Annotated in this window: 31 protein-coding genes and 2 tRNA genes; 16 read left to right on the top strand and 17 right to left on the bottom strand. The window is 64.4% G+C overall.

The genetic code is table 11. From position 1 onward, the window contains the following. The first annotated feature begins 20 nt into the window (after positions 1–20). A complete protein-coding gene (locus BI327_RS04020) occupies positions 21–905 on the top strand; it encodes a polysaccharide deacetylase family protein (protein WP_076858462.1) in 885 nt (294 codons plus the stop codon). On the opposite strand, the gene BI327_RS04025 is transcribed toward BI327_RS04020, so the two are convergent. Both BI327_RS04025 and BI327_RS04030 read right to left on the bottom strand, forming a co-directional pair. Beyond that, entirely contained in the window at positions 886–1815 is a 930-nt protein-coding gene (locus BI327_RS04025) for a LysR substrate-binding domain-containing protein (RefSeq protein WP_076858463.1), read from the bottom strand. The genes BI327_RS04020 and BI327_RS04025 overlap by 20 nt on opposite strands. Before the next feature lie 24 nt (positions 1816–1839). Further along, a complete protein-coding gene (locus BI327_RS04030; protein ID WP_076858464.1) occupies positions 1840–2451 on the bottom strand; it encodes a DUF1989 domain-containing protein in 612 nt (203 codons plus the stop codon). A 102-nt stretch (positions 2452–2553) separates the two neighbouring features. On the opposite strand from BI327_RS04030, the gene BI327_RS04035 reads away from it, so the two are divergent. Then, the gene (locus BI327_RS04035; protein WP_076858465.1) at positions 2554–3429 is read left to right on the top strand and encodes a LysR family transcriptional regulator; all 876 of its coding nucleotides are present in this window, start codon (positions 2554–2556) and stop codon (positions 3427–3429) included. A 51-nt stretch (positions 3430–3480) separates the two neighbouring features. Here the strand turns inward: BI327_RS04035 and BI327_RS04040 are convergent, their stop codons facing one another. Next, positions 3481–3984 carry a hypothetical protein gene (locus BI327_RS04040; RefSeq protein WP_076858466.1) on the bottom strand — a complete coding sequence of 168 codons (504 nt, stop codon included), beginning with the start codon at positions 3982–3984 and terminating at the stop codon, positions 3481–3483. A 225-nt stretch (positions 3985–4209) separates the two neighbouring features. Next, positions 4210–5208: an acyltransferase family protein gene (locus BI327_RS04045; protein ID WP_076858467.1), complete on the bottom strand. Its 999-nt coding sequence runs from the start codon at positions 5206–5208 to the stop codon at positions 4210–4212. A 704-nt stretch (positions 5209–5912) separates the two neighbouring features. Between BI327_RS04045 and BI327_RS04050 the strand changes: the two genes are divergently transcribed. Continuing rightward, entirely contained in the window at positions 5913–6767 is an 855-nt protein-coding gene (locus BI327_RS04050; RefSeq protein ID WP_143271529.1) for a hypothetical protein, read from the top strand. Positions 6768–6913: 146 nt separating this feature from the next. On the opposite strand, the gene BI327_RS04055 is transcribed toward BI327_RS04050, so the two are convergent. Beyond that, positions 6914–7129: a hypothetical protein gene (locus BI327_RS04055; protein ID WP_076858469.1), complete on the bottom strand. Its 216-nt coding sequence runs from the start codon at positions 7127–7129 to the stop codon at positions 6914–6916. Positions 7130–7485: 356 nt separating this feature from the next. Beyond that, positions 7486–7571, bottom strand: a tRNA-Tyr gene (locus tag BI327_RS04060). A gap of 196 nt (positions 7572–7767) precedes the next feature. On the opposite strand from BI327_RS04060, the gene BI327_RS04065 reads away from it, so the two are divergent. After that, complete coding sequence (locus BI327_RS04065; RefSeq protein ID WP_076858470.1) at positions 7768–8595, top strand: TrmH family RNA methyltransferase; 828 nt, start codon at positions 7768–7770, stop codon at positions 8593–8595. Positions 8596–8902: 307 nt separating this feature from the next. Here the strand turns inward: BI327_RS04065 and BI327_RS04070 are convergent, their stop codons facing one another. The 3 genes from BI327_RS04070 to BI327_RS04080 form a co-directional block, all read right to left on the bottom strand. Beyond that, entirely contained in the window at positions 8903–9334 is a 432-nt protein-coding gene (locus BI327_RS04070; protein ID WP_174683025.1) for a hypothetical protein, read from the bottom strand. Between the two features lie 83 nt (positions 9335–9417). Then, positions 9418–9891: a hypothetical protein gene (locus BI327_RS04075; RefSeq protein ID WP_076858472.1), complete on the bottom strand. Its 474-nt coding sequence runs from the start codon at positions 9889–9891 to the stop codon at positions 9418–9420. 173 nt (positions 9892–10064) lie between these two features. Continuing rightward, positions 10065–10760: a HoxN/HupN/NixA family nickel/cobalt transporter gene (locus BI327_RS04080; RefSeq protein ID WP_076858473.1), complete on the bottom strand. Its 696-nt coding sequence runs from the start codon at positions 10758–10760 to the stop codon at positions 10065–10067. Between the two features lie 196 nt (positions 10761–10956). Between BI327_RS04080 and BI327_RS04085 the strand changes: the two genes are divergently transcribed. The 9 genes from BI327_RS04085 to BI327_RS04115 all read left to right on the top strand — a co-directional run bounded on the left by BI327_RS04085 (position 10957) and on the right by BI327_RS04115 (position 14633). Next, entirely contained in the window at positions 10957–11379 is a 423-nt protein-coding gene (locus tag BI327_RS04085) for a hypothetical protein (RefSeq protein ID WP_076858474.1), read from the top strand. A gap of 166 nt (positions 11380–11545) precedes the next feature. Then, positions 11546–11620: transfer RNA gene (locus BI327_RS04090), tRNA-Thr, on the top strand. Between the two features lie 157 nt (positions 11621–11777). Continuing rightward, positions 11778–12092: a DUF5658 family protein gene (locus BI327_RS04095; protein ID WP_245334708.1), complete on the top strand. Its 315-nt coding sequence runs from the start codon at positions 11778–11780 to the stop codon at positions 12090–12092. A gap of 201 nt (positions 12093–12293) precedes the next feature. After that, entirely contained in the window at positions 12294–12476 is a 183-nt protein-coding gene (locus tag BI327_RS04100; protein WP_076858475.1) for a hypothetical protein, read from the top strand. Positions 12477–12492: 16 nt separating this feature from the next. After that, complete coding sequence (locus tag BI327_RS41475; RefSeq protein ID WP_143271530.1) at positions 12493–12777, top strand: hypothetical protein; 285 nt, start codon at positions 12493–12495, stop codon at positions 12775–12777. Between the two features lie 378 nt (positions 12778–13155). Next, positions 13156–13332, top strand: coding sequence for a hypothetical protein (locus BI327_RS42590; protein WP_167386836.1), 177 nt, complete (start codon positions 13156–13158; stop codon positions 13330–13332). Positions 13333–13373: 41 nt separating this feature from the next. After that, a complete protein-coding gene (locus BI327_RS04105) occupies positions 13374–13568 on the top strand; it encodes a hypothetical protein (RefSeq protein ID WP_076858476.1) in 195 nt (64 codons plus the stop codon). An 88-nt stretch (positions 13569–13656) separates the two neighbouring features. After that, positions 13657–13887: a hypothetical protein gene (locus tag BI327_RS04110; protein WP_076858477.1), complete on the top strand. Its 231-nt coding sequence runs from the start codon at positions 13657–13659 to the stop codon at positions 13885–13887. Between the two features lie 143 nt (positions 13888–14030). Then, positions 14031–14633 carry a hypothetical protein gene (locus tag BI327_RS04115; protein ID WP_167386833.1) on the top strand — a complete coding sequence of 201 codons (603 nt, stop codon included), beginning with the start codon at positions 14031–14033 and terminating at the stop codon, positions 14631–14633. Positions 14634–14669: 36 nt separating this feature from the next. Here the strand turns inward: BI327_RS04115 and BI327_RS04120 are convergent, their stop codons facing one another. Further along, a complete protein-coding gene (locus tag BI327_RS04120) occupies positions 14670–15827 on the bottom strand; it encodes a DUF2652 domain-containing protein (protein WP_076858479.1) in 1158 nt (385 codons plus the stop codon). A 70-nt stretch (positions 15828–15897) separates the two neighbouring features. Here BI327_RS04120 and BI327_RS04125 point away from each other — a divergent pair, with 70 nt between their 5' ends. Continuing rightward, positions 15898–16299 (top strand): muconolactone Delta-isomerase family protein, encoded by a 402-nt coding sequence (locus BI327_RS04125; RefSeq protein WP_076858480.1) that lies wholly within the window; start codon positions 15898–15900, stop codon positions 16297–16299. Between the two features lie 29 nt (positions 16300–16328). Here BI327_RS04125 and BI327_RS04130 read toward each other — a convergent pair whose 3' ends face one another. Together BI327_RS04130 and BI327_RS04135 are read right to left on the bottom strand one after the other, a co-directional pair. Further along, complete coding sequence (locus BI327_RS04130; RefSeq protein ID WP_076858481.1) at positions 16329–17186, bottom strand: alpha/beta fold hydrolase; 858 nt, start codon at positions 17184–17186, stop codon at positions 16329–16331. Continuing rightward, on the bottom strand, positions 17183–17551 hold the full coding sequence (locus BI327_RS04135; RefSeq protein WP_076858482.1) for a hypothetical protein: 369 nt from the start codon (positions 17549–17551) through the stop codon (positions 17183–17185). The genes BI327_RS04130 and BI327_RS04135 overlap by 4 nt, the downstream gene beginning before the upstream one ends. A gap of 536 nt (positions 17552–18087) precedes the next feature. Here BI327_RS04135 and BI327_RS04140 point away from each other — a divergent pair. Further along, positions 18088–18339 (top strand): hypothetical protein, encoded by a 252-nt coding sequence (locus tag BI327_RS04140; protein WP_076858483.1) that lies wholly within the window; start codon positions 18088–18090, stop codon positions 18337–18339. A 68-nt stretch (positions 18340–18407) separates the two neighbouring features. On the opposite strand, the gene BI327_RS04145 is transcribed toward BI327_RS04140, so the two are convergent. The 4 genes from BI327_RS04145 to BI327_RS04160 form a co-directional block, all read right to left on the bottom strand. After that, complete coding sequence (locus BI327_RS04145; RefSeq protein WP_076858484.1) at positions 18408–18647, bottom strand: DUF6719 family protein; 240 nt, start codon at positions 18645–18647, stop codon at positions 18408–18410. A 191-nt stretch (positions 18648–18838) separates the two neighbouring features. Next, positions 18839–19555 carry an outer membrane protein gene (locus BI327_RS04150; protein ID WP_076858485.1) on the bottom strand — a complete coding sequence of 239 codons (717 nt, stop codon included), beginning with the start codon at positions 19553–19555 and terminating at the stop codon, positions 18839–18841. A gap of 340 nt (positions 19556–19895) precedes the next feature. Continuing rightward, on the bottom strand, positions 19896–20336 hold the full coding sequence (locus tag BI327_RS04155) for a hypothetical protein (RefSeq protein WP_245334709.1): 441 nt from the start codon (positions 20334–20336) through the stop codon (positions 19896–19898). A 211-nt stretch (positions 20337–20547) separates the two neighbouring features. After that, positions 20548–20868, bottom strand: coding sequence for a His-rich protein BRANT (locus BI327_RS04160; RefSeq protein WP_076859187.1), 321 nt, complete (start codon positions 20866–20868; stop codon positions 20548–20550). Positions 20869–21151: 283 nt separating this feature from the next. Here BI327_RS04160 and BI327_RS04165 point away from each other — a divergent pair, with 283 nt between their 5' ends. Further along, positions 21152–21697, top strand: a complete 546-nt coding sequence (locus tag BI327_RS04165) for a tetratricopeptide repeat protein (protein WP_076858486.1) — start codon at positions 21152–21154, stop codon at positions 21695–21697. Between the two features lie 59 nt (positions 21698–21756). On the opposite strand, the gene BI327_RS04170 is transcribed toward BI327_RS04165, so the two are convergent. Beyond that, on the bottom strand, positions 21757–22950 hold the full coding sequence (locus BI327_RS04170) for an MFS transporter (RefSeq protein WP_076858487.1): 1194 nt from the start codon (positions 22948–22950) through the stop codon (positions 21757–21759). Between the last annotated feature and the right edge of the window lie 41 nt (positions 22951–22991).

The following is a 22991-nucleotide window of genomic DNA, read 5'->3' on the forward strand; positions in this document are numbered from 1 at the left end:
GGCTGCACGAGGATGATCCAATGATACGCAATCCCATCCCCTGGCCGAACGGCGCGCGCTGCGCCTGTGCGATCACGTTCGACGTCGACGCCGACAGCCTGATTCACATCGCCCGGCCGAAGGACTCCTTCGACCGGCTCTATCCGATCACGATGGGACGATACGGGCCGACCGTCGGCGTCCCCCGCATCCTGGAGACCTATCGCCGCCTCGGCCTGAAACAGTCGTTCTTCATGCCGGCCTGGACGATGCGGCGCTATCCCGAGGCGGTGGAAGCGATCCTGAAAGCGGGCCATGAGATCGGCCATCACGGCTACATCCACGAGGATCCGACCGAGATTTCCTCGGCGCAGCAGCGCGAGGCCTTCGAGCGTGCGCTCGGCATCCATGTCGCGATGACCGGGCGCAAGCCGCGCGGCTATCGCGCACCGGTCTACAACGCCAACCAGACCACGATCGACCTCCTGATCGAGCACGGCTTCGTCTACGATTCGTCGCTGATGGCCGACGACATTCCGTACCAGATGCGCACCGCCCGCGGGTCGCTCTACGAGATGCCGCCGCACTGGGGATCGGACGATTGGCCGCCCTTCGCCCATTATGCGGAGATCGGCTACATGATGCCGGTCAAATCGCCGAGCGAGGGCCTTGCCGCCTCCTTCGAGGAGTTCGAGGCCGCCTATGAGACCGGCGGATTCTGGATGGGGATCTGGCACCCGTTCCTGACCGGCCGGCTGGCGCGCTGGCGCGTCGTGGAGCGCTGGCTCGAGCGGATCATCGCCGAACGCAAGGTCTGGTTCGCGCCGCTCGAGGAAATCGCCGCGCATGTCGACGGCCTGGTCAAGACAGGTACCTACCAGGTCCGGGTCGAGGACCTGCCCTACTTCACGCAGCCCGTGTCATGACCTGTGCCGGCGCGGCGCGGAACGCAGCCGCTTCCCCGCGCAGCCAATCGACGAATGCCGTCACCGATTTGCGCCTGGCCGCGGCCGGCGCGTCCACGAGACGATAGGCAAAGCCCGGAAGCGCCGGCCCGTCGAGCCGGCGCAGCGTACCCTGGCGCAATTGCTCGTCGACCAGCGCATCGCTGCACAACAAAGGGCCCAGCCCGCGCTCGGCGGCGTGCAACGCCAGCGGCTCCTCGCTGTACCAGGAGATGCGAAAATCCCGCGCGGGATCATGATCGGCCCCCGCAAGCCACGCTGACCACGCCGGCGAATCCAGCGCAGCGTTCTTCCAGCGGAACGCCAGCAGCGATCGCGAGCGGATATCATCAATGGCAAGAGGGGCCCCTGGCGGACAGATCGTGCTCGCTGCGACCGCGATGTAACGATCGCTGAACAGCACCGATTTCTCGCTCGTGCGGTCGACGCGTCCATACCGGATCGCCAGATCGACGCCGTCGACATCAGGCGTCCTGATCTCCTCGGTCGCATCGATATGGACCATCAGGGCCGGATATGCCGCATTGAAGCGCGCGAGCCGCGGCATCAGCCAGCGCTCGGCGAAGGCCCGCGTGGTCGACACCGTGATCGCGTCACTATCGGCCGGCGGCCGGATCGCGGCAAAGGCGCTGGCCATGCGATCGAACCCGTCGCGGAGCATCGGGAACACTGCATGTCCGTCCGCGGTCAGCACCACGGCGCGGCCGGAGCGCTCGAACAGCTTGCGCCCGAGGATCGCTTCGAGTTGCCGGACCTGGTGGCTGATCGCCGTCACCGTGACGCAGAGCTCGTTGGCGGCGGCGGTGAAGCTCTCGTGGCGCGCCGCGGCTTCGAACGCGCGGACGGCATTGAGCGGCGGCAGCTTGCGCATGATCGGTTCTCCGCGCTGGCGGCATCAGGCAATGAGAAAATGAGCGTCGGTCGGCCGCATGTCGTTCACCGGCACCATGTCCTGCGGACAGGCCGAGAACACGATGATCAGATCCATCTCGGCGCGCAGCGCCACATACTGCCCGGCCTCGCTGACCGGAGACTTGAAGTCCAGCTGTCCGCTGCCGGTCACGGGCACGTTCATGAACAGGTTCAGCGGCGCCGGCGTCACCGCACTGGACAGCCCGACCGCCTCGAGCGCATGCGCCAGGTTCTGCGTGCAATTGTCGTGATGGCCGACGGCGCCGAGCTGGCGATAGCGGTGAATGTCGCAGGCCGCGATCAGCATGTCATGGATGCCCGGGCTGGTGTCGGCGACGAGCGTCAGGATCGCGCGGCGCCGGTTGGTCGTCAGCGTATCGCCGACGCGGGGGATGAGCCGCAGCATCGATGCGCGGCTGTGCTCCATCGACATGAACTCGCCGGTATCGCCGGCATTGAAAGCCCAGGTGTCGACCACCTGCTTGCCATGGGTGTTGACCACGGTGACGGTCTCCCCGGCTTTCAGGCGCGCCGCGACGCCGTTGCGGGCTGGGATCAGGCGGGCGCGGGTGAGATCGGCGGTTGCGGCGGTCACGTGATGTCTCCTCAAGGCACTGTCGCGCCATTGGAGCACCGCCGCTCATGCAATTCTAATAATATTAGTTGTGTCCATTATAGCATATTCGTATAGTCGCCCATGCGCCTCAGACAGCTCGAATGCTTCCGTGCCCTGATGCTCCATGGCACCATGACGCGCGCGGCGGAACTGCTCGGCATGTCGCAGCCCGGGATCAGCACGATGATCGCAGGCCTCGAGCACGAGACCGGCCTTAACCTGTTCGTGCGGCGCGGCGGCCGCCTGCAACCGACCCCGGAAGCCAAGCTGTTCTATGTCGAGGCCGCGCGGGCGCTCGAAGCCGCCGAGAACGCCTCCCGCGTCGCGGCCGAGATCAAATCCGGCCGGCGCGGTCACCTCGCGATCGCGGCCTATCCGAGCATCTCGATCAACCTGCTGCCGCGGCTGCTGTCGCAATTCGCCAGAAACAAGCCCGAGCTGCAGATCAAGATCATCACGCGGAATTCCGCGACCGTCCGCGAGCTGATCTCGACGCAGCAATTCGATCTCGCGGTCGCCGAGCTGCCGCTCGACTATCCGACCGCGCACATGGAGGTGTTCTCCTACGACTGCATGTGCATGCTGCCGGGCGCGCATCCGCTTGCGAAGCTGAAGCAGATCACCCCTGACGATCTCGACGGTGTCCCGTTCATCACGCTGTTTCGCGGCGACCCGATCTACCAGCAGCTGGCATCCGCCTTCTCCGAACAGGGCGCGCGCTGGAACGTCGTCGCGGAGACCGAATTCTTCTCGACCGCGTGCCAGCTGGTCGCGGAGGGCCGCGGCGTCGGCATCGTCGATCCGGTCGTGAGCAAGCCGTTTACCGAAGGCCTCGCCCTGCGCCCTTTCAGGCCGAGGATCCAGTATCAGGTCGCGATCCTGTCCCCGACCCACGAAGCGCTGTCCCAGGTGGCGCAGGATTTCGCCAAGCTGCTGCGGCGCGCCCTGCGCGCGTGAAGATCGGGCGGGCGCCGGGCCGGACAACGCAGCTTCATCGACCGAAGCAGCTCAGTGCTTGGTGTCGCCATCGCTCGTCTTGAGCTCATATTTGGCCGTCCCGGTGATCGCAAAGCTGGGAGGGCCGTCCTTCGCCGCAGCCTGGGACCTGAAGATGTTGACGGAGGTCACTCGGCAGGTTGCAGCATATACCTGCGACAATATCGGGCACTGCGCCTTCGCTTCCTCGTAGAGATCCTGCCTGATCGCATTCAGGGCGACGTCACGGTCGCTGCCCTGGAGCGGCGCGGGAGGCACGGCGACGCTCTTGAGCGTCACGGTGATTTCCATGAAGCCGGGCGGAGGCGCAGGGATAGCCGTATTGAAGATGACCTGAGCCTGCGCCGCCGAGGCCACCAGCAATAACAGGGTTGGGCATGCAATCGCGGTGACAAGGCGCATTTCAGGACTCCCCATGAGGTAGTGCTGCCGTCCCCCACGCCGGGAAGACGGCAGATTTCTCAACTGCGGATTGTTGCGGGTCTTGGGCATCTCGACCAGATGCAGCAGCACCATGCCGGCTGACGATCGCGTGATGTCGCGCGGCTACATGGCCCTGCCCGGCCAGGAAGCGACTCGCCGCATCGCGCACGCTGGACATGTTGGAGATGTTTACGTGGATGGAGTGGGCGAGCCGACCGATTGACACTTCGGCATCGCGGCCGCCGCGCCCCGCAAGCCGAGGGAGTGTCATATCAGGCGGGCTCTGTTCGAGAGACCAGAGGTTGCGGAGCCCGGTTGCTACGGCCGGCCCACCGGATTGGCAACAGGAAATGCGCTGCTGACATCTTCAGCGCCGGCCCTCGGGAATCGTCTCTTCGCGTACGCGATGAGCGGCGCCTCGATCAGCCGCCAGCTTAATTCCGCGAAGGCGCACACGACTGCGATGGACGCGAGTCCCGAAGGAATCTGGCCAAGGCCGGTATCCACGTAGAACGGCCAGTGAAACAGGTAGAGTGCGTAGCAGCGACGGCCCGGCCAGATCAGCGGCCTGAGAAGCACAGGCCGGGCGACTTTGGTGCTGGCCCATACGATGGCGGCGCAAGTGGCGGCTGCTACAGAGAGGAAGCAGAACGGAGTGAAAGCGACGGCGTAGCCGAGATCGCAGAGTGGGGGGATGCAGGCTAGCGCGATCCACGCGGCGACGGATCTGCAATAGCCCCTGACGAAGCAGGCGAGCAATGCGCCGCCGAAAAGCTCATCCAGGCGACCAGGGAGCAGCCACTCCCAGCACAGGGTCGGCAGGTACGCGTGTGCCCACCAGCGCCACACAGGGGCGAGTAGTACGCCGGTCCACAAGACGCGAACTAGCCATCGTTGCGGTAGACACCAGATCAGCACGGGCAGCACGAGATAGAACTGTTCTTCGGCGGCGAGCGTCCACGTCACGAGGAGTGGCTCGTCCGTCGGGAAGCCGAATTGCAGCCACGGTATCGCTTGGGCGAAGAATAAATAATACTGCCAGTGCTTGGGAGTGGCGATTACGAGCGCAAGCCAGTAGAGCGGCAGAATGCGGAACGCGCGCCGCCCGTAGAAGGACGTGAAGTATCCGGGCTGGTTGCGGCTGTCGAGCAGGATGCCGCCGATCAGGAAGCCGCTGAGCACGAAGAACAAATCCACGCCCAGCATGCCTTGCTTGAAGCCGAAGTAATGGCGGGCGATGACAAGCGAAATCGCAAGTCCCCGAATCGCGTCAAGCGAGTCTGATCGGTCCGAGTGGTCCGTTCGCAAATTGTTCAAGAAAAAAACCCGCCCAGGATCTGAAATGCGGCGAAGCTACCACCGCATCTCCCGGTTGGGCAACGGGACCAAGATCCGCTAGTTGACGGGGTGCCGGGCTCCAGGGCGGGTCCACACGCTCACCTCGGTCGAAGCGGCGATATTTCTCCTCGATCCAGGCCTGCTGCCGGCGCAAGGCCGCGAAGTTGGCCTCGGTACGTGTGGCAAGGAATACGTCCTATGCGGCGCTGAACGCTGCCCTCGCCTCCTCGAACGATCCAGCCGACCCGCGGGTGCACTCGCTCCGCCCGCCGACAAGGTCCGCGCCTGCCTGGCCGCACAAGGATAGAGAGCGGCAGGCTTGGTGCATCCCGCCTCTTGCTTGGACGGGGATGGACGCTGCTGAGTTTTCAGGCTGTAGGCTACGAAGCGAATTACGTTTCGCGGATACAGCCCGCCTTCGCCCTCCGGGCTTCGGCGCAGCAGCTCTTCGCTCGCTACACTACGATGCAGTCTTGCTGGCTTGCCTAGCCGACGTCGGTGGATAAGGCGAAGTCGTGCGCGCGGATCCCTTCGTGCCCCGCTTGCCTCTTTTGGACAGCGGACCTTTTTGTTTTTTGGGACTGCGATCGTGGTCAGACGCGAAGAATCATCCATTTTGCTATTTGCGGTTGTCCCGGAACTCCAATATTGCTTTGCAACTGAATGTTGCTGGAATGTTTGGAATGATTTCGCGTGGACTGACTTTCATTTACGTCGAATATGGGAATCTCGATCGTCTCTATCTGGAACTACGGTACAGCCTCGCCACTCTGCTGCACTGGAAATTCCACGCTCCCGTGGACGTTGTCGTCTATACCGACAAGCCGGATCGCTATCGCGAGCTGCCGGTCCGGATCGTCGACATTACGTCGAGGATCGCGGAGTTCTCGCGCGATGGCCTCTACCATCACCGCATCAAGCCGTGCGTCCTCCGCGAGGAGATGAAGCGCAACCCGAACTTCTGCGTCATGACGGACACGGACACTTTTTTCGTGGATGGGTTCTTCGACAAGCTCTGGTCCATGGCATGCGCCGGATCGATCGCAGTCGACCGCTTTCACGGGCGAAACCCCTTCCCGGCCTTGGCTGGTTTCGAGGCCGAACTGCCGAACGTCGGCAGCTATCGCTACGACACGAAAGCATCCGTCGAATACAACAGCGGACTGACCGCCGTGGATCCTGCCAAGCACTTGCCGGTGATCGAGGATTCCATAGCGCTGATTGATGCCGTGCTCGACCAGGGCGAGAAGCTTCTCACGCTTGAGCAAATTGCGCTGTCCGAGAGCATGCGGGTCCACAGAATTCCTGTCGCGACGATGTATCCGCTGTTCAGGCATTACTACCGCGTCGCCCACAAGCGCTACATGCAGTGGCATATTCGGCGTTGGCACGAAGAACGAAGCGGCGTCTTTGCGCCGCAGCCCCCGACGATCCGATATACTCGGCCTCGTGTTCGCCTATTCCGGATTTTGGCGAGGCTGAACTCGATGTTCAATAGGTCTGGCCATCAGGCTGAGGCCCAGACCAGGTGGCGATAGCCGCGTCGATCACGACGGCGCATCCTTCACGCGAAACATCGCCCACGCGCGAACAGTGTCGGGCGCACGCGGTGCCGCGCCCCGCTGCCGACAAGATTCGCGCCTGCCTGGCCGCGCGAGGGTAGAGAGCGAAGGGGCCTCTTCAGCTATTGCTTGTCGGCCTGTCCGTGGTTCGTCCCGCTCTCGGGGCCGATGTAGATGCCGGTCTTCATGCATCTCTTCCACGCCCCGTCGCATCGTTCCGGCTTGGCGGCCTTGGACAGGCAGATAGCTTTATAATCCGAGCACGACCTAGCTTGAGCGGGATGCGTCGCGATGATGCCGGCCGCGATAGTAATCGTCCAAAACAAGTATTTCGTCATGAAGCCCACCTTCTAATTGGGAGAGCAACAATGCAATTGGCGGGATGTGCCGTCCATATGCGCAACTACAAATTCACAAGCCAATGCGTCATCGCTGTGGATGGAGAACAGAAGCGGCACGAGGGTGTACGCAATCAGCAGCACACAGCCCGCCTTCGCCCTTTGGGCTTCGGCGTGGCAGCCTTCGCTCACTTCGCTACGATGGAGTTTTGCTGGCTTGCCTAGCCGTAGCTCGCAGATTTGGGATTTGCGATCAGTCCGTCTTCGCTTTCGCTAATGCTCAAGCTACGCCGGACACGCTTCGCCCTGACGGGCCGGGCGTGGCTGCGCCACGCAAAGCCCGTCAGGGCGAAGCGTGGTGGGGGAGGCAGGACTCGAACCTGCGAAGCCATGAGGCGGCTGATTTACAGTCAGCTCCCTTTGCCACTCGGGACACTCCCCCGTCCAACAGCATCAGACCGGCCGCGCGAGTGGCGGCGGACCGGGTCATCGAAATGACGCTGATAACCGGCATCGACCCGAAGCGGGTGCGCGGTCGGGCGCGTTTATGGGGGAAGGCGGTCCCCAAAGTCAACCAAGCGGGCCGCCTATTTGCCGGTTAAATTGCCAATATTCGACACCCGTGACACAAGCCTCACATGAGCGATCGCGACCGCAAACCCAATTTCCGAGGCAAGGGCGGTAAACCCTTCCAAAAAGGGCCGAAATTCGGCCGCCCCCAGGCCAGGCGGGAACGCGAATCCGGTTCCGACGGACCGGTGATTCTGTATGGCTGGCACACGGTTTCGGCCGCGCTTGCCAACCCGGACCGCCAGATCCGCAAGCTTTACCTCACCGAGAACGCCGCCAAGCGCCTCGCCGACGAAAACATCGCAACCCGCGTCACCCCGGAAATCGTCCGACCCGGCGATATCGACCGCCGCCTCACCCCCGATGCCGTGCATCAGGGCCTGCTGGCGGAGGCCGATCCCCTGCCCTCGCCCGGCATCGACACGCTGGCGCTGGAGGGCATCGTGCTGGTGCTCGACCAGATCACCGACCCGCACAATGTCGGCGCCATCCTGCGTTCGGCAGCGGCGTTCGCGGTGAAGGCGATCGTCACCACCGCCCGCCACAGCCCGGAGGCGACCGGCGTGCTGGCGAAGTCCGCCTCCGGCGCGCTCGAGCTGGTGCCGATGATTACCGTGCAGAATCTGGCGCGCGCGCTGAACGAACTGAATGACCACGGCTTCCAGACCATCGGCCTCGACAGCGAGGGCTCGGAGGATCTCGGCAAGGTTCCGTTGCAGCAGCCGCTCGCGCTGGTGCTCGGCGCCGAAGGCAAGGGCCTGCGGCAATTGACGCGCGAGACCTGCCGGGTCGTCGCCCGGCTCGACATGCCCGGCGAGATCAAGAGCCTGAACGTGTCGAACGCCTGTGTGCTCGCGCTCTATATCGGCGCCAGCCGGCTCGGCCTGATGGGTTAGCTTGATATCTGGACGGAGACCGCAGCACCTGCGGGCCAGCAGCGCTCGCGAGACGGCGTCGCGCGATTTCTGAATATTAGAAATCTATCCCTGAGTTGCCCGACGTGTCAAGTCGCCCTGTCGAACGCCGGCAGCCCGCCGGCTCCTTTGCATGGGGTTGTTTTCGATATTTTGACAGCGCACCTGCGGCGGTCGCGTGCGGGGGATGCGGCGCCCCTTCCCGGAGCGACCCGACTTCAATCGTCAGACGAGCAACGCCCGCTCGCGTCACGCGAACGGGCGTTGCTGGCTTCGACAGATCGAAGGATCAGTAATAGCGGCGCAGCGGGCGGTGGCCGTAGTGATAGGCCGGCGCGCGATGCGCGTAGCCGTAGCGATAGCCATAGTGCGGGCGATAGCCGTAGTGATGGCGGTAGCCGTAGTGACGGTAGCCATAGTGGCGATAGCCGTAATACGGGCGGCCGTAGCCTTCGCGGTAGTACGGACGCGGTGCCCAATTGCCCGGGCCGGTGTAGGTCGGGCCCTGGTTGACGTAATAGTACTGCTGCGCCGCGTCGGGATAGACCGCATCCGGGTCGGGCAGACGTTCGACCGCGCTGTAGCCGTAGCCACCGCAACCGCCGCAGCCGTAGTTCACGACGGGCGCGGAATAGCCGCACGGGTTGAAACCGCACGCCATTGCGGGCGCGGTCACCATGACGGCCACGGCCGCAATCAGTCCTTTGATCATTTGACGCATTACTCTCTCCTGTTGTTCGTCGCGTAGCTCTTGGTGGCTATGAAGGCCCCCGTTCGAGGGGCTCTTGTTCAGTGGTGGTTGAGTTAGGGGCCTCGGGGACGCGGCGGCCGCGGGACCGGGCCCGGCAGCGGACGCCGTCCGTTGAATTCGGGCGCGTAGATCACCGGCGGCGGATCGACCGGCACGTTGGACTGCGCCGGCAGCGGCGCGGATTGCGCGCCCCACGATTGATGATAGCTCTCGGCCGGCTGGGGCAGCTTGCGGTTGGCCGGCGGCTCGATCTCGAGGCGGCCGTAACCCGGCATGCGGCCGAGGCTCGGATAATAGTGGCCGACATTCGGCTCGGGACTGATCGGGCGGCCGCCATAGACGGTCGGCACCAGCGAATCGTTGCGGGCAAGCCCCATTGCGCTTTCGACCACCGCGTAGGTGGCGTCGACGCCGTTGATGATGATGGTCACGCCGGGGCGCACCGGCACGACGATGTCGAAGCCGCCGCCGGCCAGTGCCGTCGAGGTCGTCGCAGCCAATATCGCCAGCGCCAGTCGTCCGCGCATGTTCACCCAGCGTCCCGAATTGTTCCATCCGCAGCCTAATCGAACGGCTTGGCGGAAGGGTTAAGGACGCGGGCCAAACTGGCGGTAAGCCTAACGCGTAAGCATCGGTATCCGGCCAATGCGGCCGTGCGGGCTCAGAAATCGTTAACGGCCCGCCCAGCGGCGCCGTCGGATCAAGTGAAGGCGTTCTCGATGATCGAGTGGATGCCGATCGCGATCGTGACCGCGCCGACCGCGATTTGCAGGCCGCGATTGGCCCAGGTCAGCCAGCGCGCGGAGGCCGCCAGCGGCACCGCGATCACGCTCGACAGCACGCCCATGCCGATCATCGAGCCGATGCCGAACAGCGCGACATAGCCGAGCCCGATCACCGGGCTCGGGGCCTGCGAGACGGTCAGCACCAGCAGCGCCGCCGAGCCCGCCATGCCGTGCATCAGGCCGACCAGCAGCGTGCGCCAGCGGAAGCCGTGCGCGTGGCTGTGCGCGGCGCGCGTGTGCGGCAGCGGTTCGCCGGCGTGGCTGTGGGCGTGGAAATGCGTGGTGCCGTCGCCATGCGAATGGGTGTGGAAGTGCACGCGGTCGCGCCACAGCCGCCACCAGACATGCGCGCCGAGCCCGACCAGCATGACGCCGACCGCGGTCTCGATCGGCGCGGCAACCGTCTCCGGGATCGCGCGCCCGAGCAGGATCGCGGCACCGGCAAAGACGAACAGCGTGAGCGTGTGGCCAAGCCCCCAGGTCAGGCCGTGCTTGACGATGTCACCGACATGGGTGCGGCGCGCCGCGATGCTCGAAACGGCTGCGATGTGATCCGGCTCCAGCGCATGCTGCATGCCGAGCAGAAAGCCAAGACTCAAGATTCCGAACATCAATCCCCCGTGCCGGCCCCGCCATCAGATCGAACATCGCTGTACATGCAATTCTCGTCAAAGACAGCATGATCCGGAACGCATCATGCGCGAGAGTTGCGGAACTTCACACGGGTTTGAACACAGGCCAAGGCCGCACCGGAACGGGGGCTGGACAACGAGATTAGCTCGTCACAACGACGAGAGGAGACCTTGCATGACACAGCTCAAGATCCTCGGCGCAGCAGCCCTGCTCGCCACGGCACTGGCCGGCCCCGCGATGGCGCAACAGACCATCGGCACCGCCGCCCGCTGCTCGAATGCCGACCCGGCCGCCCGATGCCAGACGATGGCAGGCGGCACCACGCGCACTGCCTATCATCACCGCACCTATCGGCGGGACCGCGACTGGCAGGGCAGCTACAACCGGTATGACCCCGGCCCGGCCGGCGTCGCAGCCGGCGTGGTCGGCGGCGCGGTCGGCACCGCGGCTGCGATCGCCACCGCCCCGTTCGGCGGCCCCGACTATTATGGCCGCGCCCCGATGGGCAGCGCGGAATATGTCCGGCAGAATGGCCTTGTCTGCACCCCCGGCACCTGGTTCCGCGGCAGCGACGGCCGCCAGCATCCTTGCCAGTAGCGCAGGCGAAACGCCGACGGCGCAAAAGGCGGCCTTCCGGCCGCCTTTTTGCTGCTGGACCGCGGCTGGCCGGCGTGATGAATCCGGGCCGCACAGGTTCTGGCCCTCGGGTTCTGGCTCTGGCGCGCCAAGTCTGCTATGCGAGCGCGCAAATCATTCCCATTTCGCCGGCTTAGCTCAGCGGTAGAGCAGCAGTTTTGTAAACTGAAGGTCGGGGGTTCAATCCCCTCAGCCGGCACCAGCGCTCCGCTGGCTCATCGCACGTCGCCGAGCGCCGGTTTTCCACCACGTTTGGCAGGCGTGGCGTCGGGCCACCGGGTCGGGGGACTTGCACTGGCCGAAAACATTCCGCAAAATTGTTCCTTGGGGAGCCACAGGCGGATTCGGGCAGGTACCGGATGACGGAAAAGCAGCTGCGGGCACGGACATCCTTGCTGAAGGCAATGCTGTTGTTCTCTGCCCTGCTGATGGGCTACTCGGATCTCATCACCACCAACGAGATATTGCAGCGCGGAATGGGCGAGCTGAACCCGTTCATGCGGTTTACCCAGGAGTGGCTCGGCGAATGGTGGCTGGTTGCCAAGCTGGGCTTGACCTATCTCGTGATGTGGATGCTTTGGCACGGCAAGAGCGAGCGGCAGATGGCCTATGTCGTCGCCTTCATCGCGACGCCCGTGTACAACAATCTGATCATCCTCGCGGGCTCCAACTAGGCTGCCCCCGCGCTCATGTTTGGCCCGCCGCCCGGCGCGGTTACCGCCGCCATTTGTGCCGCAAATCCGCTGTCACATCCCATTGATGTTTCGAAACATGTCCAGCCGGCGCGACCGCCGATAGCGTTGGACAAGGCGCCCGTTCCGGCCCTACGTTCAGGTCCATTGCGGCAATAGAGGCTGCCTGGCGCGGTTCCGACGATGGACTGGTCCTACTATCTCGTGGGCATTGCTGTTGTCCTGCTGCTGCTCGCCTATCGCCTGCATGGCGGGCTGTTCAGGCGGGATACGCTGCGGGACGAGCGGCTGAATCGCCTGATCGATGAACGCATCGATCGCATGGACCTGAAGCGCGAGAAAAGGCACGAGCCGTCCGAGCCGTAAAGACCGGCCTCGTCGCGTGGTTCCTCAATCTGCCGAGATCGATCGCCGGCCACGGCAGCCGCGCCAGCTCGCAGGCGAGTACGGCAACTCCGACGGGGAAGCAGGTTTTGACGCCGGTGAGCCGACGACAGCATGCTTCTTCGATGCAGACGCCGACGCAGTCCGCTCCTGCAAATCTCTTGTTGATCCCGTAAACGCCGACCGTCCCGCCGTGGATGTTGCCTTCAAACCGAAATGCCTCGGCATCGCGTCCTCCATCCAGATCGACACGGCTTGTGCCGTGCATTGTCGCGTCGTCTGATCCGAACCGAGCATGTATTTGCGGCTCAATCAAAGAGCCTCTCTTGGCTTACCCACAACGTACAGCACAAGCCGTAGTCTTCCGGTCTCCGGGAGATGCTTCACGTCGCCGACGGCGCTTTGCGAAACGCATCGCGCACGCTCACTGCTGGCAACCAACAGGGCTGACCAATCAGCCGCCGCCTCACGCGTCCCGGATGTCGGCAATCGTCCGATCCGATGTCGCCCGCCGATATCGACGGCGGCTCGGAAGCGGCTCGATGCTGCCTTGGCAGGAATCGTGGGATCCTTCCCGTAGGATCACCCATCCGTCGCCTTGTTTCTGTTCTTGCAGCCGGGAAAGGGGTATGCAGAATACGGATGGGGTGGGACTCAGCCAATGACCTATTTGATCCTTGCCCGGGATGGCACCAGTCAGATCGTGCTGAAGCGCGACAGTGAGGACGCGGCCGAGAAGAAGGCGCGCGAGCTGAAGGAGATGGGCTGGTTCGAGGTCGAGGTCCGCGAGGACAAGCCCGGCGGCGCCGGTCCCGATCGCTCACAAACCCTTCAGTGAACCTTTGCCGGACGGCCCTTACACATGTGTGAGGAGCCATCATGTCCGACACAGCACATTACCGCTTCCAGTCCGATCAGGCGCGCCGGCTGGCCCGCCAGGTCACCGACGCCACGGTGCGTGAGAAACTGCTGGAGATGGCCGAGGAGTATGGCCGCTACGCTGACCTGATCGAGGCCCGCAGCATCGAGCGCGTGCCCGCCGAGGCGGCCCACCAATCTGCCCCCTGCTCCTGACGCAGCACCTTAGCGAGGCGCCAAATCGGCGCGAAACTGCCTGAGGATTTTTTCGGAACATTCTGCCCCCTCAGGCGATTTTCCCCGCATGAGGGTCCGCGAAGCCAACCGCAATCTCCTGCTTCTGGGCAGCTTCACGCTGCTGAGCATCGCTGCTGCCGGCGTCGTCGCCCTGCTCGATCCGGCGCCCGCGCCGGCTAGTGCCGCGGTCCCGCCGGGTACGAATCAAACGCCGGCCCCCCATCGCGCACTGACCCAGACCCCGGTCCGGATCGTCGGCACCCCGTTCGTCCCGAACACCAATCCGCGCCAGCGCTGACGACCTTCGCGCGCGGGGCACGTCACAATTTTGTCACCGTGCCCCCGAAACAGGCGTCTTCATCAACCATCATGATGACGGATGCTTGATTCCGCACAGTTGCTCTGCTGCAATCCGCGCGCTTAGGGTGCGCCATGAAGTGGATGAAAGAACGCGATCTCCTGATCGCGCAGACAATGGCCTTCGTACAATCGGTGAAGGGCAAGCTGCCCGACGCTGAGCTGCCGGCGCCTGCCCAGCGTACCGCTGCGCCACAAGCCCCCACCCCGTCGGCCACGACCGAAGCCACCGCCGGTCTGGAGAGCAAGGCCGCCTCGGAGACAAAGCCTGCCTTGGAGACAAAGCCTGCCTTGGAGACAAAGGCCGCCTTGCAGACAAAGCCTGTCCTGGAGGCAAAGATTGTCGCGGAGGCAAAGGCTGCCCCGGAGAGCAAGCCCGCCGCCGAGGCCCGGGTGGTCATGCCGCCGCCGCTTCCGGTGCCAACCGTCCTCGAGGGCCTGCCTCCCGCGCCGTCGCCCTTGGCGGTCACCGTCGTCGAGGTCCCGCCCGCACCGGCAGAGCCGCCGCATTTCCCAAAACTCGACATCCGCGGCGACTTCGGATCCGAGGTGCGGGAGCGGGTGGCCAATTTCCGTGCCCAACAGCAGCGCTTCATCAGGGAGCGCGAGGAATACTGCACCACGACCATGGCCAAGGTCCGCGCCGCGATCCGCGACAACAGCGAGCTGCCGCGCTCCGGCAAGTAACCGGCGCGCTCTAAATTCCGAACCGACTGCCGGACTTCAGCCCCGCCCGCCGGATTTCACCGGCTCGGTCAGGAAGCGACCGCTTGGTCGCGTCAACGCCGGCTCCTCCATGGCATCACCGGCAGGCTGCTTGCCTTCCGCCATCGATCGCAAGCTGGCCATCGCCTGGGTCATGCGTTCGCCGAATTTGGCGGCGGCGCCGTCGAGGAACGCCTTGTCCTTCGGCTTCGGCTTGGCGATCCGCAGCTCGAAACGGGACGTTCCGTCCGGGCGTTCCAGAACGGCTCGGGTCATCACGATGCGCGGCGCGCCGGGCACCGGCAGCGTGATGCCGACCGTGAAGTAATCGACCGGCCGCCAGTCGAGCGTTTCCTCGACATTGGTATGGTTGCCGTGCGCGCAATGATTTTTGGTGCCGACCCCGCGGCGCCCCTTGCCTGATTCCTCGACGATGTCGTCGGCGTCCCACCATTTCTGCCATTGCCCGGGTACGGTGATGAACTCCCACACCGTCTGCGGGGGCGCGGCGATGTCGAACTCCAGGATCGCGTAGGCGTCGTCGCGCGTCACCTCCATCCGGACCTGCGCGTCGTCCTGCTGCCACGCCGCTTCGAGATCGCGCGCCCACAGCGTCACGTCGCCGATGATGTCGATGGCCTCCTGATGCGCGATGAGCCCTTGCGCCACCGGATCGACGCCCATGGCGCGGATCGCCGCATCGCTGTAGAGCGCGTAGGCGCGGCCGCCGAGCTTCTCGCCAACGCTGTTCTTGAGCAGCCGGTGGACCAGAATGACATCGCGGCCGGCGAGCTCTTCCCTGCCGCCCATCTTCTGCTTCACCATCTCGCCGTGATGGATGACAAACTTGAAATCGAGATCGCCCATCGCGACGCAGGCCTTGCATTCGCAGGTCGAGGCCTGGCGGATGTCGCGCAGGCGCCGCCGGAACTTGAAATAGGTGCCCTCGATCGCGTCCTGCAGCAGCGAGCCGTCGATTGTCCCGGTCGAGTAGACGAAGGCGGCGTCGCCCTCGAACTTGGCGAGGCGAAATGGCGGACGCAGCCCTTTCACCACCACGTCCATGAAATCGGCGATGATATCCTGCGCATGGTCGAGCTCGACCGCCGCGAGGAAGTTGGTGTAGCCGGAGATGTCGGCAATCGCGAAAAATGCCGCTTCAGCCTTCGGAAGCATCGAGACCTCTAGCGCAGCCGGTTCACGCCATCCACGTGGATAGTGTCATACCACACAGAGGGAAGATAACATGAAATTCATTGCTGCCGCTGCATTGGCACTTGTGGGCTGGCTGGCCGGCTTCAATTCCGCAAACGCACAAGGAGGCGCCATGAAAACGACGCCTACGACCAAGATTCTCGCCATCGGGACCATCAATCCCGGTTTTGAACAATCGCAAGTGCGTGCTGTCCTGCCGGAGGAAGTTCGGGAAACCGTCGACCTCTACCTCGATGGCAAGATCGAGCAGTGGTACTCGCTCCAGGGCAAGCCGGGCGTGGTGTTCATCATCAACGCCACTGATCCGGCCGCCGCTCACGACATGCTCGAACAGTTGCCGTTGGGCAAAGCGCATATGATGAGCTTCGAACTGATCCCCATCGGCCCGCTCAACCCGCTGCGCTTCTTGCAGGGCATGCAGCCGAAACCTTGAGACACGCAGCGCCTGAGGGCGCGATGATCTCATCGCGCTGAGCGCCCGCCGATCTGCTCCAGCACCGGCAGCAGATGCTTCAAGAACTCGCCGGGGTTTTCGCTCATCGGGAAATGCCCGAGGCCTTTCATGATGGTGGCCTCGGCTCCGGCAATGCTGTTCGCCACCGCCAGCGTCTCCGCCGGCGTGCAGGAATAGTCGTACTCGCCTGACAGCAGAAACAGCGGGCAACGCTTGGTGTCGATCTCGGCTATGCGGGCGCGGATGTCGCCGTCGATCTTGTAGAAATAGAGGTCGCCCTTGAACACGCCGGGGCCGCCTTGCATGTAGTGCCACAGCGTCTCCCACCTCTCGCTGTCCGGCGCGTCGGGACCGACCAGGCCCGAGACGACGGCGGCCGCGACCTCGCCGCCATGGACGTCCGGCCGGTGCAGGAAATTCAGGTCGTAATAGGGATCGACATGCGCGCCGGCTTGCAGGCCGATGATGGCGCGGAAGCGCTCGGGATGTTCCAGCGCGAGATGCAGCGCGATCCGGCCGCCGATCGAGCAACCGATCACGATCGGCTTGTCGAGCTCGAGCGCGTCGATCACGGCGAGGATCATCGCGGTGTATTGCGCCGAGGTGAGTTGATACTCCTCGTCGTGCCAGCCCTCGGGCGGCGACGACTTGCCGTGCCAAGGCATATCGAAGGCGATGACGCGATGGTTGCGCGTGACGCGCTCCTCGTTCATCAGGCCGCGATATTGCCGCCCGTCGGCGCCCGCGGTGTGCAGGCAGAGCAGCGGCGTGCCCTCGCCCGCCTCCTCGACATAGAGGCGGTGCGCCCGGCCGGACAGCTCGAGATGCATGTAGCGGCCGACGATCGGTTCGAATCTGGCGCTCATGCGGCCACTCCCTCGCGGCGCAGCTTGCCGAGCGCCTCCTTGAAGTAACGCAGGTTCGCCATGAAGATCTGCAGCTCGCCCTCGGCCTTCAGCACGCGGCGCTTGATCAGCGCCATCAGGTCGTTCGAACCCGGCGGCGGCCTCAGCTCGCAGAACTTGGCCCACTCCCCGTCCGAGGTGCGCAGCGCGAACGACCACGACGGCATCACGAACGGGCCCTTGGTCACCGCGACGATGCGGCCCTCATGGATCGCGATCAGCCAGGTGGCCTTGCCGATCTCGAGCAGGAATGTCGTGGTGAGAAAGCGGCCGCGCCGCACCAGGCCGGCGTCGCCGTTGACCCGCTCCTGCAGCATCTCGATCATGTCCCCTCCACCCCGATAGCAGCCGGTCCGCGCAGCGGCAGGCCCTTGTTCTGCCGGTCATGATGGAAGGAATGAAGCGGCGGTCAATCGCCGCCCGCGCCGCGCGGCCCCGGCGTTTTCGCGTGGCCGCCACATACAGATTTTGGCTGGGGCCAGGAAATCCAGAGCCGGGAAACCCTGGGCGATAAACCTGGAGCAGGAATCCTAGAGCCAGGACCAGACCAGCGCCATGTTCGCGGCGCAGGCCGCGAACAGCACAACCGCAAGCGCGAGCTGCACGCGTTCATAGGGGGGCTGGTGGATCGCTCTCATGGGCCGGAGCATCCGGCGATTCTACCCGGAGAGTCCCGGGGATTCTTTTTTCCGGGATTTACGACCCGTTAAGGACTCAGGCGCCTTCGCAAAAGGGGCCGAAATGGCTCATATTTTCAGATGCTTGCTGCACATCCATGCTCACGGTTCCGTGATCGGAACGGACAATCGGATCCGAAACCCGGGGCGGTTGCCGGCGTTGTCGGTGCTTGGGGGAACGACGAATGCCGTACGCGCTATTCTATCAAGATGCCAAGCTGAGCAAGGCCTACCCGACCGAGGCGGATGTCTGGAAGCTCGCCCGGAAATCGGGCCTGGTGGTGGATGCCGTCTCCGAGGAGGCGAAGTCGTCGCCCCGTCCGGTGCTCGACAATGACTACGAGATCCGGCCCTGCCAGCTCGAGCCGAACGAAGACCCGGTCAAGAACAAGGCCGATGCCGACCGCGAAGCGCGTCAGGAGCCGCGGCTGAACTGAGGGACGGCAGGGGCGCCCGGTGCCGCATGGCGCGGACCGGGGCTTTTGCGCGGCTGTCGTGTTTGCCCCTACGGGGTCGCCGTCACCAACGAGGCCTGTTCGGCGGCGAGCGACACGCAGATCTTCCGCCGATGCAGACCCCGGATCGCGCCCGTCACCTTGAGCACCTTGCCGGCCGAGCAGGACGCGTCCTGCACGAACACGACCTCATAAGGCGCAAGCGCCAACGGTTCGGATTTAAGGATGGTCTGGGCAAAGCACGGCACAGAGACCGCAGAGAGGATCAGCCCTAACGCAAAGCTACGCATGTTTGTTTGTCCACCAGCCCGGCGATCCCACAATAGCGCATCACGATGAAAGTTCCGTGCAATGCAGGAATTATTTTTTGCATTGCACGATCAGGCGTGAACACCGGCTGAACAAGCAAGCGGCAGCCAATAAAAAAGGCCGCCCCGAAGGCCGGCCTTTCGATCTCGATGCGACAAACGCGCGATCAGTGTCAGTAACGGGAGCCCACCGGGCCGCCCCAACCGAAGCGGTAGTTGACCCCGACCTTGACGGTATGTTCGTCGTTCCGGAAGCTCGTGCCGACGAGGTCGGCCGGGCCGCTGGTGAAGTTGGTCTTGCCGAAATTGTAGTACTGGTATTCGGCCTTCGCCGACCAGTTCGGGGCGAACATGTATTCGAGGCCGCCACCGACCGTATAGCCGTCCTTGTGGCTGCCATCGGTGGTGAAGGACGCCGGCACGCCGCCGACCGACGCCGTGATGTTGTTGTTGTCGCGCCAGGCATAACCGCCCTTGGCGTAGAGCAGCGCCGGACCCCAGGTGTAGCCGAGCCGGCCGGTCACCGAGCCGATCTGGTCGGTATTGCCGGTCACCAGCGTTCCGCCCGGCAGCAGCACACCATTGTTCGTGGAGCTGGGCAGCCAGGAGTACTGCGCCTCGAGACCCATCACCCAGTTCGGGGCGAACTGATAGTCGAAGCCGCCCTGCACGCCACCCGTGAAGCGCGCATCGCTGCCCATCAGATTGTTGCCGTCGGTGAATGCGCCGCCGACATGGCCGCCGATATAGAAACCGGTCCAGTTGTAGACGAGGGCCGGCGCCGTGACGGGTGGCGGCGCCTTGGTATAGGTGCGGGCCGGCATGTCAGCCGCAAACGCAGGGCCCGCAAAAGCGGCCAGCGCGACTGTGCCGAGCAAAAACTTCTTCATCGCTGATCCCCGTTACTAACGCTGCGCTGTTAAGCCAAACAACGTGACCTCAATTAGGTTGCTTTGGGGCAATGCCAGACCCGTGATGTTTCCAGGCTGTGACGGGGTCGCAACAACGCCCGTTTGTTCCCTGGCACAGCAGGATTTTTCACCGGTTAAGCAGCCGCATTTCGGCTGCATATATGTCGCCACGGCTAAGCTGACGTTCAACGCTCCCCGAAAAGTGATCGGAGTTCGCTAACGTTTCGATCAGACGTCGCGATCAGCTGCGACGAGCCGCCGCGCCTACAGCGGGGGCAATCTTTTCGGAAAACCGCTTCGCACTTTTCCGGATCATGCCCTAGCGCGCCATTTTTTCCAGCTCTGGAAACGCCGCATAGGACGCGCCGGCGCAGGGCTCGGCGGCGCTCTCGAGGATGCGGTCGAGCCGGCCGTCGACGAACAGGACGCCGCGCTCCCGGGCCGGGCGGTAATTGCCGTCGGTATCCTTCGCGCTGTAGCGCACGCACACCACGTAGCGCAGCCGGCCGCCGACCGTGCGCTGTGCCGGGTCGGCGATGGCCGCCTCGCGGACCCCGACCGGATTGTTCAGGTAGGTCCGCATGAAGGCGACGATCTGCTCACGGTACCGGTCCGGAAACGGCTGGTTGGCGACGCCGCGATCATCGGTAAAGGTGGTTGGCCCGCCGCCCTCATCGCTGGTCAGGCAGCCGGCGAGCGAAATCGAGAGCAGCAGGATCGCCGCCAGTTGTGATGAAATCCGCAAAGTCAGCTGTTTCATGTGTCCCCGGCCGCGTCTCATAGACCGACGGGCGGCGGAAGGGAATTCTCAACTGAGTTATTTCCATCCGGGTTCACAAGCGAGACCCGGACACACTCCGGCCCGCCGCCATTGGGGAAGCAATGGACGGGCGGGCCGGTTCTGCATCCAAAGGGCGCAGCGGGGCAATGTGGATCGAACTACGTCCCTCGGATCAGGTTCAAGCTCAGGTTCAGCCGCGCTTGGCCGGCGCGACGTGCTTTGTCGCGACCTTCGCGTGGACGTGCTTGGTCGCATGCTTCGGCGACTTCACCTTCAGCATGCCCATGTGCTTGTGGTGGCGGTGATGGCGATAGTGCTTGTGGTGCATCTTGGCGTTGGCGTTGCGCACCTTCGACGGCAGCTGCTCGCTCTTGATGACGGGAKCGGCCTTGGTCGCCGGAGCAGTCGTGGTCGCCGGGGCGGGCGTGGTGGCCTTGCCGGTCTCGGCGGCGAGCGCGGGCGCTGCAATCACGGACACGGCGAGCAGCGCGGCGGAAATCGTCTTCAGCATGGTGGTCCTCCTCTTCGGGATCGAGAGGTGTCCGGCCGGATGGTCGGCCTCACCGATCAATGCACGTGACCTTAGGGGTCGCGCACTGAACCCGTTCTGAAGGGCATGGACGGACTTCATTCATGTGAATGACATCTCTGTCATGTTCTCCCCCGCCACCGAGCAGCAGGATCACGCAATCGTGGGATCGGCCGGGAATGTTCTGCACCCCTGGGTGTTCAAGTCATCAGGCTTCGGTGTAGGATTACCGAGCACGATCAGGAACGATCAGGAGCAACCAGGAATGAGCAAGACGACGAAGTTTTTGGGCCTCGCAGTGCTCTCGATGACGCTCGCCGCCGGGCCGGTCATCTCGGCCTACGCTGCGGGCAGCGACAATCCGTCGCCGCCGGCGTCCGACAGCGGCAGCAAGGGCAAGAAGGCCAAGAAGGACAAGAGCTCCGCGATCGACGATCAGAAGTTCCTGGCTGGGTATCGCGCCGCCTACACGACGATCTACGACAAGCACGACTACACCGCGGCGATCGAGCAGCTGAAGGCGCTCGGCCAGGACGACCGTGCCGACGTCGCCAATCTGATCGGCTACTCCTATCGCAAGCTCGGCGACTACAAGGTCTCGCAGATCTGGTACGAGCGCGCCCTCAAGGCCGACCCGGCCCATGTGCGCACCTGGCAGTATTACGGCCTCTGGCAGGTCGAACAGGGCAACCGCGATCAGGCGCAGTACCACCTGAACCGCATCGCCCAGCTCGCCGGCACCAACAGCGACGAATATCGCTCGCTCGCCGCGGCGCTGGAGAAGCCCCCGGGCACCGGCCTCGTCTACTGAGCCACCAATCGTCCAAGCAGAAAGCCGGCGTGGTCGTGACGACCGCGCCGGCTTTTTCTTTACGACGTCGCGGTGATCCCGACCTCGCGCCGTCGGCGGCCGAGAATAGCGAGCATCACCAGCGCGCCGACCGAGCAGGCAAAGGCGAGCTCCAGCACCGCGTTGCTGCCGACCCGGGTCAGCAGCGAAGCCAGCACCGGCGGCGATGCCGCCGAGATCAGGTTCATCGGCAGCGCGATATGCGAGCTTGCCTTGGCGAACGCGCCCTTGTCGTAGAACACCAGCGGGATCGTCGCGCGCGCCACCGCAAGCGCGCCGCTGCCAAGGCCGTAGATCAGGATGAAGGCTGCGATCGCCCAATGGCTGCCGTGGCCGGCGATCAGGATCAGCATCGCAACCGGCAGCAGCGTGCCGGCGACGAGCCCTGTCGTGATGCCGTCCCAGCGTCCACCGCCGAGGAAGTCGATCGCGCGCGCCGACACCTGCACGACGCCGAGCATGGAACCGAATGCGACCGCCTCGGCCGCCGACAGCCCCTGCGCCTTCAACAGCTCGACCAGCACCGCGCTGAAGCCGAAACTGACAAAGGCGTTGAGCCCGATCGCCGCGACCACCAGAATGAACGTTCCCTTGCCCGCCGCGGGTAGCGCGGCCGAGCTGTCCGACGCGGATGTGGCTTCGGCCTTGCCGGCTGCCCGGCGCGGCAGCCCGAACGCATAGAGCGGCAGGCAGACGAGCAGCATCGCCGCGGCATAGACCAGGCAGGTCCCGCGCCAGCCCAAAACCTCGGCGAGGAACGCTGTGGTGGGCCAGAAGACGCTGCTGGAAAGTCCGGTGACCAGCATCAGCGCGCCGATCGCGCCCTTCGCGTTCCGCCCGGCCACCTCGTTCAGCATGATGTAGGCGGCGGTGCTGAGCGCCGCGCTGCCGCCGGCACCGAGGATCGTCCAGGCCATGAAGTACAGCACCGCCCCATGGGCGCAGGCCAGCACCACAAAGCCGAGCGCGGCGACCAGACTGCCGATCATCATGACGCGCCGCGCGCCGGCCCGCCGGAACGGCTCCGCCAGCAGCGGCCCGCACAGGCCCATCGTCACGTACAGGGTCGAAGTCCCCGCAAACACCATGGGAAGGGCGATGTGGAGGTCGGCCGCAATCCGGTTGCCGACGATGGCCGGCAGGCCGAGCGTCCCCCACCCGAACACTTGCGCGATCGCTAGCACGAGCAGGACGCCCGCGATCTGCCTGTCCATTCCAAGGAACCGTACCCGGTCCGCCACTGCCACCACCGCCC

Source organism: Bradyrhizobium mercantei (assembly GCF_001982635.1).
In the GTDB taxonomy this organism is placed as follows: Bacteria; Pseudomonadota; Alphaproteobacteria; order Rhizobiales; family Xanthobacteraceae; genus Bradyrhizobium; species Bradyrhizobium mercantei.

Excerpts from the sequence above, each read along its gene's own strand:
- BI327_RS04020 (WP_076858462.1), top strand. The coding sequence starts at position 21 with ATGATACGCAATCCCATCCCCTGGCCGAACGGCGCGCGCTGCGCCTGT.
- BI327_RS04025 (WP_076858463.1), bottom strand. The coding sequence starts at position 1,815 with ATGCGCAAGCTGCCGCCGCTCAATGCCGTCCGCGCGTTCGAAGCCGCG.
- BI327_RS04035 (WP_076858465.1), top strand. The coding sequence starts at position 2,554 with ATGCGCCTCAGACAGCTCGAATGCTTCCGTGCCCTGATGCTCCATGGC.
- BI327_RS04040 (WP_076858466.1), bottom strand. The coding sequence starts at position 3,984 with ATGGTGCTGCTGCATCTGGTCGAGATGCCCAAGACCCGCAACAATCCG.
- BI327_RS04050 (WP_143271529.1), top strand. The coding sequence starts at position 5,913 with ATGATTTCGCGTGGACTGACTTTCATTTACGTCGAATATGGGAATCTC.
- BI327_RS04055 (WP_076858469.1), bottom strand. The coding sequence starts at position 7,129 with ATGACGAAATACTTGTTTTGGACGATTACTATCGCGGCCGGCATCATC.
- BI327_RS04065 (WP_076858470.1), top strand. The coding sequence starts at position 7,768 with ATGAGCGATCGCGACCGCAAACCCAATTTCCGAGGCAAGGGCGGTAAA.
- BI327_RS04070 (WP_174683025.1), bottom strand. The coding sequence starts at position 9,334 with ATGCGTCAAATGATCAAAGGACTGATTGCGGCCGTGGCCGTCATGGTG.
- BI327_RS04075 (WP_076858472.1), bottom strand. The coding sequence starts at position 9,891 with ATGCGCGGACGACTGGCGCTGGCGATATTGGCTGCGACGACCTCGACG.
- BI327_RS04080 (WP_076858473.1), bottom strand. The coding sequence starts at position 10,760 with ATGTTCGGAATCTTGAGTCTTGGCTTTCTGCTCGGCATGCAGCATGCG.
- BI327_RS04085 (WP_076858474.1), top strand. The coding sequence starts at position 10,957 with ATGACACAGCTCAAGATCCTCGGCGCAGCAGCCCTGCTCGCCACGGCA.
- BI327_RS04095 (WP_245334708.1), top strand. The coding sequence starts at position 11,778 with ATGACGGAAAAGCAGCTGCGGGCACGGACATCCTTGCTGAAGGCAATG.
- BI327_RS04100 (WP_076858475.1), top strand. The coding sequence starts at position 12,294 with ATGGACTGGTCCTACTATCTCGTGGGCATTGCTGTTGTCCTGCTGCTG.
- BI327_RS42590 (WP_167386836.1), top strand. The coding sequence starts at position 13,156 with ATGACCTATTTGATCCTTGCCCGGGATGGCACCAGTCAGATCGTGCTG.
- BI327_RS04105 (WP_076858476.1), top strand. The coding sequence starts at position 13,374 with ATGTCCGACACAGCACATTACCGCTTCCAGTCCGATCAGGCGCGCCGG.
- BI327_RS04110 (WP_076858477.1), top strand. The coding sequence starts at position 13,657 with ATGAGGGTCCGCGAAGCCAACCGCAATCTCCTGCTTCTGGGCAGCTTC.
- BI327_RS04115 (WP_167386833.1), top strand. The coding sequence starts at position 14,031 with ATGAAAGAACGCGATCTCCTGATCGCGCAGACAATGGCCTTCGTACAA.
- BI327_RS04120 (WP_076858479.1), bottom strand. The coding sequence starts at position 15,827 with ATGCTTCCGAAGGCTGAAGCGGCATTTTTCGCGATTGCCGACATCTCC.
- BI327_RS04125 (WP_076858480.1), top strand. The coding sequence starts at position 15,898 with ATGAAATTCATTGCTGCCGCTGCATTGGCACTTGTGGGCTGGCTGGCC.
- BI327_RS04130 (WP_076858481.1), bottom strand. The coding sequence starts at position 17,186 with ATGAGCGCCAGATTCGAACCGATCGTCGGCCGCTACATGCATCTCGAG.
- BI327_RS04135 (WP_076858482.1), bottom strand. The coding sequence starts at position 17,551 with ATGATCGAGATGCTGCAGGAGCGGGTCAACGGCGACGCCGGCCTGGTG.
- BI327_RS04140 (WP_076858483.1), top strand. The coding sequence starts at position 18,088 with ATGCCGTACGCGCTATTCTATCAAGATGCCAAGCTGAGCAAGGCCTAC.
- BI327_RS04145 (WP_076858484.1), bottom strand. The coding sequence starts at position 18,647 with ATGCGTAGCTTTGCGTTAGGGCTGATCCTCTCTGCGGTCTCTGTGCCG.
- BI327_RS04150 (WP_076858485.1), bottom strand. The coding sequence starts at position 19,555 with ATGAAGAAGTTTTTGCTCGGCACAGTCGCGCTGGCCGCTTTTGCGGGC.
- BI327_RS04155 (WP_245334709.1), bottom strand. The coding sequence starts at position 20,336 with ATGAAACAGCTGACTTTGCGGATTTCATCACAACTGGCGGCGATCCTG.
- BI327_RS04165 (WP_076858486.1), top strand. The coding sequence starts at position 21,152 with ATGAGCAAGACGACGAAGTTTTTGGGCCTCGCAGTGCTCTCGATGACG.
- BI327_RS04170 (WP_076858487.1), bottom strand. The coding sequence starts at position 22,950 with ATGGACAGGCAGATCGCGGGCGTCCTGCTCGTGCTAGCGATCGCGCAA.